We start from the raw sequence: 12,063 nt of genomic DNA, 5'->3' as shown, positions 1-12,063 counted from the left end.
ATACGCTTTCGCGAAAGCGTAATTCTAACTAAGCGTTGTTATTACCTGTGTCTCGCTATGAAGGGTTTTGTGTACCGGGCATTTATCTGCAATTTGTAAAAGACGATTTAGTTGCTTCTCATCTAGATCTGACGTTATTTTAATCTCACGATGAAAGGTATCAATCTTAGCCGAAGGGTTGTCTTCACAAGCAACACAATCTTGAGCGTGCGTTTTACTATAACTGGTGTGCACCTCAACGTTTTCTACAAGCCACTTTTTGCGCTTTGCATACATCTGTATGGTCATTGCGGTACAGGCAGAAAGACTACCTGCGAGTAACTCATATGGAGTAGGGCCATAGTCGTTTCCGCCTACGCGTACCGGCTCATCTGCCTTCATATGGTGATTACCTAGTTTTAATAAGGTTGTAAAGCCCTCTTCGTCATCTAGGCTTGCCACCACTTGAAAGGTGGTTTTTATGGTCTCTTGAACAGGTTGTGGTATGTATCTCGCAGCCCATCCAGCGATAATTTTGCCTACGTAAGCTGCATTTTCTTTATCAATAAGTAAGTGCTCAGATCCATCTAGGGTTACAAAGCTCTTAGGGTGATGCGCGGCGTGGTATATTTCTTCGGCATTTTTTATAGAAACGGTATCGTCTTGAGGTGAGTGGAGTATGAGTAAGGCTTCGTGGAGGTTACGAGCAGCTTCTACACAAGAGTTTTCTTCTAGATTATCTATAAACTGCTTTTTAAAAGTAAAGTCACGCCCTGCGAGTTTCACATTAGCCTGACCTTTATCTTTTATTACTGAAAGCTGAGAGCCTAGTTGCTTTTGTACGTGTACTGGGTTGCTAGGAGCTCCTATAGTTGCGACAGCCTTTATCGTATCAATCTTACCACCTGCAAAAATTGCTGCAGCACCACCTAGCGAGTGTCCCACAAGTAAAGACGGCGCTTTGTATTCTTTGGCAAGAAAATCTGCAGCGCTTATAAGATCATCTACATTACTAGAGAAGTTTGTATCTGCAAAGTCACCATCACTGTCACCTAAACCCGTAAAATCAAAACGTAACACGCCAAAACCTTGAGAGGCAAGTGCTCTACTTACATTGCGCACTGCACTAAAATCTTTTGTACAGGTAAAGCAATGTGCAAAAATGGCAAAGTTATGTGGGTCTTGATTTGCAGGTAGATCTAATCTTCCAGCCAATACTTCTCCGTGTGCATTTGTAAAGTTTATTTTACTCGATCTCATAATACGTAATATGTTTAATGGTTGTAGCTCTTCTGTCGAAGGAAAAAGGGCAACCTATCTTTAAAGAATTTAATGTACGATTATTACGTGTAATTAATATACAATAAAGGTTATCCTTCTTGTTTTTTACACTTTTATCATATTTTTTCTATTCCGCTTTCGCGAAAGCGTAAAAAAGAAAACCCCAATCATAAGATTGAGGTTTTTTAATCATTATAGGTATGTTATCATCCTTTTTTATTTCGCCAGTCTGTTTTTATAAAAACAGCGAGTTGAAACCTGTCATAGGTGTCTACCGCAAAATCATTTTTGAGATATCCCATTTGTGCACTTAGGTTCTCACTAAAGTTGTAGCCTAAAGCACCGTAAAGTCTATTCTGCCCAAAAAAGTCATTCTGCAGATTTATAAAAATCTCATCATATGCGGTTAGAAACCATTTATCATTAAGAGGGTAGGTTACTCGTAAAAAGTAACGCGCTCTATGCTCTGTTGTGTTCTCACCAGCAGGTCTAGTTATAAAACGTTGCTCTAGTCGATATCTATGGCTAAAGTTAAACTTGCCAAGACTATTTTTAAGAACAAACTGCTCATACAGACGATTTTCATTTACATTCTCTTCACCTGCAAACTCAAGAAAGTTTGTGTCTGTGGTGATGTTACCATACCCAAAAGAAGCCATAGCCTTATCTGATATATGGTAGTTAAGAGCCGTACGCAGGAGTAGCTGATTAAAGTTACTCCCAAACTCATACGTTCTATATTGTGCCTCTGCGTGTATGCTTAGCTTTTCTGATATTCTATTATTTGTAAATATCATTGCCCACGCGCCTAGATCATCTTCGCCACGGTCTTGGGCTTGTAATGATACAAGAGATGAGAATAATAGTAATAAGGCTAAAAGCTTTTTCATACTTAGTCTAATTTAAACGTTTTTATCTCTTTAAAGCTACTTACATCCATAGCTTTTAGCGTAGTTTCAAATGGCGCCCACTCCGTGCTAAAGAATGTATTAGTCTTCTCTAGAGCGCTCTGTAGCTCATTACGTGCGTGTGACATAAGAGTAGTTTCTGTCGTAGTAAGTCCGTTAGGGCGACTACGTACATAACCACTGGCAGCACCTATACGATTCATCACTGTGATTTCTGGATTACGTGTGATACCTTGCCTTTTATCTACCTTACCTATGTATAATGCGATTACTTCATCTATGCGCTTATCCATATCTTTTATAGAGGCTAGCTCATCTTTATACGCCTTTTTATCATCAAGTTTGTTAATCATTTTCTTGTAATCATTTGCAAGGTTCTTGCTCTCTACAAGTTGTTTTACAGCATCTGCGGCTACTTGAGTCATCGCTTCAAGATCTTTGGCAGCATTGTAACTATCGTCTATTGCTTTTTGCGGCACATCATACCTTGGGTCGCTCTCTACTGTGATAGCGCTCTCGCTTGTTTGATCTCCATACTGCATTACAAGCTTGTAAGTTCCTGGTTTAACAGAAACTCCACTAGGTTCATTCTTACGTTTTCTTATGCGTCTAGATGGGCGATCACCACCAGACTCATTCATATACCAAGTAGTTTTATAAATACCTGTACTGTCTGGAGTTTTCCATTTAAGGTGACGTATCTGTCTAGCACCATCATATATTTTCAGGTGGATAGAATCCCAAGTTACTTTTGCCTCATTTGCTTCTTCGGCATCTTTATCGTCGCCTTTTTTCTTTTTATCTACTTTTTGCTTAGTAACATAGTAAGCGATTTGCGCACCGCTTTTTCTGTTCTCACCGTTATAAATGGCATCTGCTCCAAAACGACTTCCCGTAGGTTGCTGGTATGATGCGTCATATGCAGTAGGAGGGGTGAAGAGTTGTAGCTTTCGCGAAAGCGTACTTCTATCACTCGCTATCTTACGCAGTGGTCTTATATCATCAAGAACCCAGGCTGCACGCCCAAAGGTTCCAATCACAAGATCCTGCTCTCTAGGGTGAATTACTAAATCTTTTACCGAAGTAGTAGGGAATCCTTTTGTCCATTTCTGCCAGTTGTTACCTGCATCAATAGACACATAAAGACCGTCATCTGTACCTAAAAACAAAAGATTCTTTTCTTCTGGATCTTCTATAATTGATAATGCATAACTCTGCACATCATTCTCATCTACAATGCGCTTCCAGCTTTTACCATAATTTGTGGTTCTGTAGGCATAAGGAGTGTAGTTAAAGCGTCTATAGTCGTTTGCAACTAGAAGCGCTTCTCCTTTGTTCTTATCACTAGCTTTAATTTGTACAATCCAGCTTCCTTTTGGTAAACCTTTTAAGTTATTAGACACTTCTGTGTATGATGATCCGCCATTTGTAGTATAATGTACACGGCCATCGTCTGTACCTACCCAAAACATATCTTTTTCAAGCGGAGAAGGTTCTATAACAAGAATGGTTGTGTGATTTTCTGCACCCGTGGCATCCATAGTAAGACCGCCAGATTCAGATTGCTTTTGTTTCTCTGGGTCGTTTGTTGTAAGGTCTGGAGAGATTACTTCCCAAGTGAGTCCCTTATCTGTAGACTTATGTACAAACTGACTACCAAAGTATATGGTACTGTTATCAAAAGGATCAATATTAATAGCACTGTTCCAGTTAAAACGAAGTTTTACATCTGCATCTGGGTGCGTAGGCTTTACACCATAGTTATTTCCTGTTTTGTAATCATAACGGCTCACAAACCCCTGCTGACTCATAGACCACCCGTACTGGCTGTCATCGCGATCTGGCACTACGTCAAAACCATCTCCAAAAGAGATTTCTTGCCAGTAATCGTTACGTATACCTTGAGCTTTCCACACATAAGCAGGTCCTCTCCACGATCCATTATCTTGCATACCTCCATATACATTATAAGGAAACTCATTATCTACATTAATGTGATAAAACTGAGCTACAGGTAAGTTACCTATAAAACGCCACGTCTTACCACCGTCTTTTGTGATGTTAAGACCACCGTCATTACCGTCCATCATAAACTTCCCATTATTAGGGTGTATCCACCAGGCGTGGTGATCTGGGTGTACTCCATTATCTACTCCATAAGCGCCCATAAGTTGGTCAAAGTTCTTCCCACCATCTTCAGATACGTTTACATAAGTAAATACAGAAAACACACGATTTTCATTTTGAGGATCTACGTGTATATCACTGTAGTAAAATGGTCTGTTCCCTATATCACTCTTGTCATTAATCTTTTTCCAATTAAAGCCGCCATCATTAGAGCGGTACAATGCATTCTTCTTTGCTTCTACAAGCGCATAAACCACGTTAGGGCTTCCAGGCGCAATAGACAGACCTATACGGCCTAGTTCTCCTTTAGGAAGTCCATCTTGATCTGTAAGCTCTTTCCAAGTGTCACCACCATCGTGCGTCATATACATACCAGAACCTTCACCACCAGACTTAAAGAACCAAGGGTCACGTTTGTGCTCCCACATTGCTACAATAAGTTTATTAGGATTTGTAGGGTCCATAACCATATCTGCCACACCAGACTTGATGTTTGTAAATAAAACCTTGTTCCAAGTTTTACCACCATCTGTAGTTTTAAAAACGCCACGTTCTGGGTGTTCTCCCCAAGGAGAACCTATAGCGCCCACATAAACCACATCTGGATTAGTAGGGTCTATAATAACACGGTGTATGTGACGAGTTTTTTCTAATCCCATAGATTGCCACGTCTTACCGCCATCTAGTGATTTATAAACACCATAACCACCATTAAGGGAGTTACGTGGGTTTCCTTCACCTGTACCTACCCATATCACAGATGGGTTAGATTGCTGTATCGCTACCGCTCCTATAGATGCTGTGAGCTCGTTTTCAAAAACAGGATCCCATTTTATTCCGCCAGAAGTAGATTTCCATAAACCTCCAGAAGCTGTACCTACGTACATTACATCTGGATTATCTGTAACCACATCTATAGCAGTCACACGACCAGACATACCGCCTGGGCCTATGTTACGGGGTTGTACATCCTTGAGCAAGGACATATCAAGTTTTTGAGCAGATACTACTGTGCAGATGCATAGCAGTAGGAGTGAGAAGAGTTGTTTCATTATAAAATTTTGGTTGAATTATAATGACCTTTCGGTCAAGGGACTAAAGTTAATTAAAAGACAATCTTAATTTCTTAAATAGTTGTTAATGGATGCGCTATGTTTTAAAGGTTTTATTCACGCTTTCGCGAAAGCGTAATTGTATCCCGAATAAGGTCTTATGAAATAATTAACAAGACATTGGTATAACATTAGCTTTTTGTTTAAGAATATGAACATATCTTTGAACAAATAAAAAAACCAATTGTTATGAAAAAGATTTTATTAATGGCAGCAACAGCAGGATTATTATTTGCTTCTTGCGCCGAAGGAACTAAAGAAAAAGCAACAGAAACTAACGAAGAAGTTGCGCAAGCAGTAGTAGAGCTGGAAGAGCCTGTAGTAGAAGAGCCAGGTACCATAGTAGATATAGCTGTAGGTAATGAAAATTTTACAACACTAGTAACAGCTGTAAAAGCAGCAGGACTAGTAGAAACTTTAGCTAGTACAGGACCATTTACTGTATTTGCACCTACAAATGATGCTTTTGCAAAACTTCCTGAAGGAACTGTAGGTACTCTAGTAAAGCCAGAAAACAAAGCAATGTTAACAGATATCTTAACGTACCACGTAGTAGCTGGTGAGTATATGGCTGGAGACGTAGTTGCTGCTATTAAAAAGAACAATGGTTCTTTTAGTACAAATACTGTGATGGGAGAGCAAATTACTTTAATGATGGACGGAGAAAACGTCGTTATTAAGGATGCAAAAGGTGGGACATCTGTAATTATTATGACAGATGTAGATGCTTCAAACGGAGTGATACACGCTATAGACACGGTAATTATGCCTAAAGGGAAGTAATTACCACTCACTTTTAATAAAGAATTAAGAAGCGCCTCTGTCGAGGCGCTTTTTTATTGACCTATTAGGTAGTAATTTTATACAGCTATGAGAAAACAACAAAATAGGAGCGGTTTTGTATTCAAAACCTATGACGCTCCGCAAAAATCCCTTTTTGACCAGTTGCTTGATATATTTCAAGAGCTCATCACCCACACCTCTGGTGATTTTGACGAGGCGATGGACTGGCTTAAAGAGCTTGATAAAGAATATAAACTCACAAATGATGAATATACCTTAGACGACTTTGTACAGGAGCTTAAAGACAAAGGCTACATACGAGAAGAAATTAAGCCAGATGGTAACAACGGCACGGCTATCACAGAGAAGACAGAGCGCGCCATACGCAAGAGAGCCCTAGATCAAATTTTTGGGAAGCTTAAGAAGAGCTCTCAGGGTAACCATAGGTCAAAACTTAACGGTAGAGGAGATGAGCATACTGGTGATTATCGCGAGTATCGTTTTGGTGATGGGCTAGAGCGCATCTCTATGACAGAAAGTTTGCGTAATGCCCAAATTAATAATGGAGCAGAAGATTTCCGCTTACGCGAAAGCGACCTCGTGGTAGAAGAAACCCACTTTAAGGCACAGATGAGTACCGTACTTATGATAGATATATCGCACAGTATGATACTTTATGGAGAAGACCGTATTACTCCAGCCAAAAAGGTAGCGATGGCACTTGCACAGCTCATCACAACGAGGTATCCCAAAGACTCTTTAGATATCATCGTATATGGTAATGATGCCTGGCCTATTAAAATTAAGGATTTACCGTATTTGCAAGTGGGTCCTTATCACACTAACACAGTAGCAGGTCTTAATCTCGCTATGGATATCTTGAGACGTAAGCGTAACTCAAATAAACAGATCTTTAATATTACAGATGGTAAACCGTCTTGTATAAAGCTTAAAGATGGGCGCTACTATAAGAACCCAAATGGACTAGACGAGTATATTGTAAACAAGTGTTACAGTATGGCTAGACAAGCACGTAAACTTCATATACCTATCACCACTTTTATGATTGCAAATGATCCTTACCTGCAACAGTTTGTAGATAATTTTACTGAGGCAAACCAAGGAAAAGCGTTCTATACAGGATTGCAAGGTCTTGGGGAGATGATCTTTCAAGATTATGAAAGCAACAGAAAGAAAAGAATAAAATAATTGTAAAAAAAAAAGAATAGATACCTCATTGTGAGATGAGGTAAAACAAGAATAGCTATGAATCATACAGAAATAAAAACACTTGGAGCTCTTAAAAAAGCATCGTGGACATCTAGAAGTATAAAAGAAGAGTTGCGCGAGCACCTTATATCAAAATTACAAGCTGGTACACCTACATTTACAGGTATACACGGTTATGAGCATACGGTTATACCAGAACTAGAAAGGGCCATATTAAGTAAACATAATATCAATCTATTAGGGCTACGTGGTCAAGCAAAAACAAGACTTGCAAGACAGATGGTAAATCTGCTAGATGAGTGGATGCCTATAGTAGCAGGTTCAGAAATTAATGATGATCCGCTTAATCCTATCTCGAGGTATGCTACAGAGCTTATTAAGGAAAAAGGAGATGACACACCTATCGACTGGGTACATAGATCTGAGCGCTTTGCAGAGAAGCTTGCAACACCAGATGTAACTGTGGCAGATATAGTAGGTGACGTAGATCCAATAAAGGCAGCAAACCTTAAATTAAGCTATGCAGATGATCGTGTGATACACTACGGAATGATTCCTCGTGCAAACAGGTCAATTTTTGTAATCAACGAGTTGCCAGATTTACAAGCACGTATACAAGTGGCTTTGTTTAATATTCTACAAGAAGGTGATATTCAAATACGCGGCTTTAAATTGAGACTACCGCTTGATATGCAGTTTGTATTTACTGCAAATCCAGAAGATTATACAAATAGAGGTAGCATAGTTACGCCGCTTAAAGACCGTATAGGTTCTCAGATACTTACTCATTATCCAGAAACAGTGGCTATCGCGCGTACTATAACAGATCAAGAAGCAAATCTTGACGAGCGCCAGAAAACTAAAGTACACGTACCTAATCTAGTAAAAGATCTTATAGAAGAGATAGGTTTTGTGGCCAGAGAGAGCGAGTATATAGATGAAAAGAGTGGTATAAGTGCACGTATGAGTATAACGGCATTCGAAAACTTAATGAGTACAGCAGAGCGTCGTATGCTATTATCTGGAGATACAACTACCACAATACGATATTCTGATCTTATGGGTATAATTCCTGCGATTACCGGAAAGGTAGAATTAGTATATGAAGGAGAACAAGAGGGAGCAGATGAGGTTGCAAAAATTCTTATAGGTGATGCAACGCGTTCACTTTTTGATGATTATTTCCCAAAGATCGAAAAGCTTGTAAAGGATAATCAAGAAGATCCTTATGGTGATGTCTTGGCTTGGTTCTTTGAGCAAAGTGGTTTTGAACTTGAAGATAATTTAACTGACAAAGAATACAAATTAATGCTAGACAGCATTACACCTTTAGAAGAACTCGTAAATAAATATCAGCCCGAAACAGTAGAGGAGGATCGCTATTTCTTAAAAGAGTTTATCCTTTTTGGACTTGTAGAATATAAGAAACTGAGCAAATATAAACTCACCACAGGGATGCGTTTTAATGATCTTTATGGTAATTATATTTCAGGATTAGGATAATTTTAAAATGTAAATTATTAATTTATATAATCATTGTAAGTGTTTGATTTTAAATACTTAGTGTAAAATTTTTAGATTAGACTAAAATGCAAAAAGCTCCCGAATTGGGAGCTTTTTTTTATGATTGTAATTCAATGTTGTTATTGAATATTATCCTAGATTAGGAATCACAAGATTCTGATCTGGATGTATAACATCTGGGTTTTTGAGGATGTCTTTATTTGCTTCAAAAATCTCTTTGTACTTCATTGCATCTCCATAATAATGCTTTGCAATCTTGCCTAGTGTGTCTCCACTCGCAACTGTATGACGTGCATAAACAGATGTATCTGCGACCTTAATGTCTGCTACAATGTCACCTGGATTTTCTCCTCCAGCCGCTTTTATAGCATCCCAAAGTTGGTTTTTTTCATATTGATTTGTTGCAGTACCTGTTACGTGAAGTACTCCATTTTCTTCTTTTACATCTCCGTTCTGGATGTTAAGTTTTTCTCCTAGGTCAAGAACGTTTTGATATTTTGCTTTTACCATTATTTAAGTTTATTGTTATTACTGATTAAAAGATACAATGTTTTCTACAATTAAATACTTTTTAGTCTTCAAAGATAAGTTGTCCCGTAAATAGCACTTCTACCTCGACTAAAGGTGGCTCGTTTACAGCAATTACATCACCTGTGGCGTGTATGGTGCCTTTGAGACTGTTTATGGGGTTAAACACCATTGTTGCGGCGCTTGTGTGTCTAAACTGGATATCATCCACTAGAAAGTCTCTCCCATCAAACTGTGGAAACTCATCACTAAAGTTGATATTCATCTGATCTGCTCTACCAGATATTTTAAAGTTGCTAGAGCCATTTGCAGATATTGTTAATGACGGTACATCAAGATTCAGGTAGATATTCCCACTTTTATTAGGATCGTCTATATTGATACCGTTTGGGCTTGTATTACTCCATATCGTGAGAGATGGGTAGGTGAGAAGTCCTTCACTTTCTATGTCAAAGGAGGATGCTTGCCTTATAAAATTAATGTTAGGGGACGTTATTGTAACTAGAGTTCGTCCATACTCTCTTAAAATATTGCAACTATTATTATTTTGTAATACGAGTGTTTCTTCGGTCACTTCAAAATATAGGTCTGATACAAGATTTTCGCCTGTTTCAATAATTACTTGTTGTTCAGATCCTTGTTTTAGGATCACACGAATGTCATCTTCCATTTGGATTTTTGTGAACACAGGTAATTCAATTTCATAAGTGATGATATCACCATCCGTTTGTAAGCAATCATTTGCATTTTCTGTATCACAAGAGAATAGCAGTGTGATATGAAGGAGTAGGATGAGGTTACGCTTTCGCGAAAGCGTACTTAAAAAATGTACTATTTGTCTTTGTAAACTCATAATCTTATGCCTAATCCAAATTCTATTGCTTCTGCCTTTCCTCCATGGGTTTTTACAGACACGCTACCAAAGTATTTTTTGCCAAAGGTGCGTTTAAGTCCTACGCGTTGATAAAATCTTCCCTCAAAATCATATGGATAATAAAGGTAATATCCCGCATGTGTTATTAATGCTGTATTGTTGAGGTGTAGCTCATGACCAATAAAGACTCCTGCTCGTTTCCAGTCTTGGTCTCGGGTGACCCCACGGTTAGGAAAGGCCACAGATAAGAATTCAATTTCATTATCGAGAAACTTTGAAAAGAAAGCCTCTACACCAGCAAGAACAGTGCTTTTTTTGCTTAGTCTCTTATCTGCATACGCAGAGATTATTACAAATGGCTCTCTATCTAAGCCTATAAAATCACTTTCATTGACTCCAGCGCTTATGGCTAGATTATAGTGAATTGGCTCTCTGTATGATACTTTTTTTCCTTTAGGAATCAATTCTGGAACAGCTTGGTCTTTGTAAATAAATCCCGCATTAAAAGCGAGGGTATTTGTACTGGTGTTGGGTGCTCGTAAGTTTCCGTTAGAGCCGTGCAAGAAAGTAAGTCCCGTTTGAAAAGAAAGTGCAGGGGTGATGGCTTGTTTGTAATTAAGCATTACGAGTGTTGCGCTAAACAAACGAGAGCCATATGCGTTATTCTCTACATTAGTTTTTAAATCAAAAGGATTTGTAGTGTACCCAATTCCTTGGCCTATTCTAAACATGAGCTTGCGATTCAAGAAATAGAAATTGTAGTGAGCCAGAGCATTATAGGTATCTCCTAGACTTTCGTTTTTTAGGTCTTGATATGCAAATGTGAATCCCCAGTCTGGATAATTATACAGCCTTTCCCACTCTTTCAGTCCATAAGTCTTTCTATTATAGCTGAGAATGAGTCCTTCTGGATGCCCGGTGATAAGGGAGGAGACATCTTTATTATGTCTTAATATACTGCCGTAAAAATAGTTAGCTTCTAGTTCGTAAGGTTGTACATCCTGAGCCTTTACTTTTATTATGGTAAGTAAAGTGATGGTAGCGATAAGTAGTTTGTGCGTCATAGCGTGGCTGTGCGAAAATATCAATAAATTATTGAGATATCTTTTATTTTATAGACATCGCTTATGTCTCAGCGGGATTTAGTTTTTTTACGTTTACTTATCCATGAGCTTACATGTCTGCATCTTGCCTTGAAAGCTGCACTACCAGTGGCATACCCATCTTCCATGATGCGTTTTAAATCTCTGTGAACCCAGTCAATTTCTGTTCCTAAATGATATAATGTAGTCATAGAATACGCTTTAACAGCGACTTTCTGATCAGTTATTAACCAATCAAAAGCAGCGGTGACCATGCGCTCTCTTTGAATTCTGGCTAGGGAGGCTCTCGTTTGTGGGTTCTTCAATTTATAGTAGGAGATAGCGAGCTCCTCACAGATTTTACTCACAGGTCGCAGTGCAGCATCTTGATAAACAGTATGCATCTTAGTTGTAAATAACTCAAGATGTGGAAGAATGGTTGTGATGTCTTCTTTGGTTGCAAACTCCGCTATCCATCCTGCTTTGGGAGATCTAGTGTCATCTACCATAAATAGAATTTCTAGAACGAGCTCCATAAGACCAGGTTCATTTGTGATTAATTGTGCGTAATATGCACGTTTCTCTCGCGAGTGATTTACATACGCTAGTTCGTCATAAAGTTCAGATAAGGTCAT

10 protein-coding genes are annotated in these 12,063 nt (G+C 38.6%); 3 read left to right on the top strand and 7 right to left on the bottom strand.

Translation table 11 applies throughout. From position 1 onward, the window contains the following. Nucleotides 1-24 precede the first annotated feature (24 nt). From SJY23_RS13000 to SJY23_RS12990, 3 genes are all read right to left on the bottom strand, one after another. A complete protein-coding gene (locus tag SJY23_RS13000) occupies nucleotides 25-1,239 on the bottom strand; it encodes a bifunctional alpha/beta hydrolase/OsmC family protein (protein ID WP_035336803.1) in 1,215 nt (404 codons plus the stop codon). Nucleotides 1,240-1,466: 227 nt separating this feature from the next. Then, entirely contained in the window at nucleotides 1,467-2,150 is a 684-nt protein-coding gene (locus SJY23_RS12995) for a DUF2490 domain-containing protein (protein WP_396596674.1), read from the bottom strand. Between the two features lie 2 nt (nucleotides 2,151-2,152). Further along, nucleotides 2,153-5,347: a WD40/YVTN/BNR-like repeat-containing protein gene (locus tag SJY23_RS12990; protein ID WP_396596673.1), complete on the bottom strand. Its 3,195-nt coding sequence runs from the start codon at nucleotides 5,345-5,347 to the stop codon at nucleotides 2,153-2,155. 249 nt (nucleotides 5,348-5,596) lie between these two features. On the opposite strand from SJY23_RS12990, the gene SJY23_RS12985 reads away from it, so the two are divergent. The 3 genes from SJY23_RS12985 (at nucleotide 5,597) to SJY23_RS12975 (ending at nucleotide 8,923) form a co-directional block, all read left to right on the top strand. Then, complete coding sequence (locus SJY23_RS12985) at nucleotides 5,597-6,190, top strand: fasciclin domain-containing protein (RefSeq protein WP_038596903.1); 594 nt, start codon at nucleotides 5,597-5,599, stop codon at nucleotides 6,188-6,190. Nucleotides 6,191-6,277: 87 nt separating this feature from the next. Continuing rightward, nucleotides 6,278-7,399, top strand: a complete 1,122-nt coding sequence (locus tag SJY23_RS12980; protein ID WP_298350324.1) for a VWA domain-containing protein — start codon at nucleotides 6,278-6,280, stop codon at nucleotides 7,397-7,399. Nucleotides 7,400-7,456: 57 nt separating this feature from the next. Continuing rightward, complete coding sequence (locus SJY23_RS12975) at nucleotides 7,457-8,923, top strand: sigma 54-interacting transcriptional regulator (protein ID WP_021778980.1); 1,467 nt, start codon at nucleotides 7,457-7,459, stop codon at nucleotides 8,921-8,923. Between the two features lie 150 nt (nucleotides 8,924-9,073). Here the strand turns inward: SJY23_RS12975 and SJY23_RS12970 are convergent, their stop codons facing one another. The 4 genes from SJY23_RS12970 to SJY23_RS12955 all read right to left on the bottom strand — a co-directional run bounded on the left by SJY23_RS12970 (nucleotide 9,074) and on the right by SJY23_RS12955 (nucleotide 12,063). Continuing rightward, a complete protein-coding gene (locus tag SJY23_RS12970) occupies nucleotides 9,074-9,454 on the bottom strand; it encodes a LysM peptidoglycan-binding domain-containing protein (protein ID WP_021778981.1) in 381 nt (126 codons plus the stop codon). Between the two features lie 61 nt (nucleotides 9,455-9,515). Beyond that, nucleotides 9,516-10,325, bottom strand: coding sequence for a head GIN domain-containing protein (locus SJY23_RS12965; RefSeq protein WP_396596672.1), 810 nt, complete (start codon nucleotides 10,323-10,325; stop codon nucleotides 9,516-9,518). Next, the gene (locus SJY23_RS12960; RefSeq protein ID WP_035336812.1) at nucleotides 10,322-11,410 is read right to left on the bottom strand and encodes an acyloxyacyl hydrolase; all 1,089 of its coding nucleotides are present in this window, start codon (nucleotides 11,408-11,410) and stop codon (nucleotides 10,322-10,324) included. Before SJY23_RS12960 ends, SJY23_RS12965 begins: the two co-directional genes overlap by 4 nt. Before the next feature lie 68 nt (nucleotides 11,411-11,478). After that, a complete protein-coding gene (locus SJY23_RS12955; RefSeq protein ID WP_396596671.1) occupies nucleotides 11,479-12,063 on the bottom strand; it encodes an adenylosuccinate lyase in 585 nt (194 codons plus the stop codon).

The sequence above is a fragment of the Dokdonia sp. R86516 genome (assembly GCF_044596715.1).
Taxonomy (GTDB): Bacteria; Bacteroidota; Bacteroidia; order Flavobacteriales; family Flavobacteriaceae; genus Dokdonia.
Note: the sequence above shows the minus strand (reverse complement) of the source record. Positions and strands in the feature narration are given on the sequence as shown.

Coding starts and splice junctions, on each gene's coding strand:
- SJY23_RS12990 (WP_396596673.1), bottom strand. CDS start 5,347: ATGAAACAACTCTTCTCACTCCTACTGCTATGCATCTGCACAGTAGTA.
- SJY23_RS12965 (WP_396596672.1), bottom strand. CDS start 10,325: ATGAGTTTACAAAGACAAATAGTACATTTTTTAAGTACGCTTTCGCGA.
- SJY23_RS12960 (WP_035336812.1), bottom strand. CDS start 11,410: ATGACGCACAAACTACTTATCGCTACCATCACTTTACTTACCATAATA.
- SJY23_RS12995 (WP_396596674.1), bottom strand. CDS start 2,150: ATGAAAAAGCTTTTAGCCTTATTACTATTATTCTCATCTCTTGTATCA.
- SJY23_RS13000 (WP_035336803.1), bottom strand. CDS start 1,239: ATGAGATCGAGTAAAATAAACTTTACAAATGCACACGGAGAAGTATTG.
- SJY23_RS12980 (WP_298350324.1), top strand. CDS start 6,278: ATGAGAAAACAACAAAATAGGAGCGGTTTTGTATTCAAAACCTATGAC.
- SJY23_RS12970 (WP_021778981.1), bottom strand. CDS start 9,454: ATGGTAAAAGCAAAATATCAAAACGTTCTTGACCTAGGAGAAAAACTT.
- SJY23_RS12955 (WP_396596671.1), bottom strand. CDS start 12,063: ATGACCTTATCTGAACTTTATGACGAACTAGCGTATGTAAATCACTCG.
- SJY23_RS12985 (WP_038596903.1), top strand. CDS start 5,597: ATGAAAAAGATTTTATTAATGGCAGCAACAGCAGGATTATTATTTGCT.
- SJY23_RS12975 (WP_021778980.1), top strand. CDS start 7,457: ATGAATCATACAGAAATAAAAACACTTGGAGCTCTTAAAAAAGCATCG.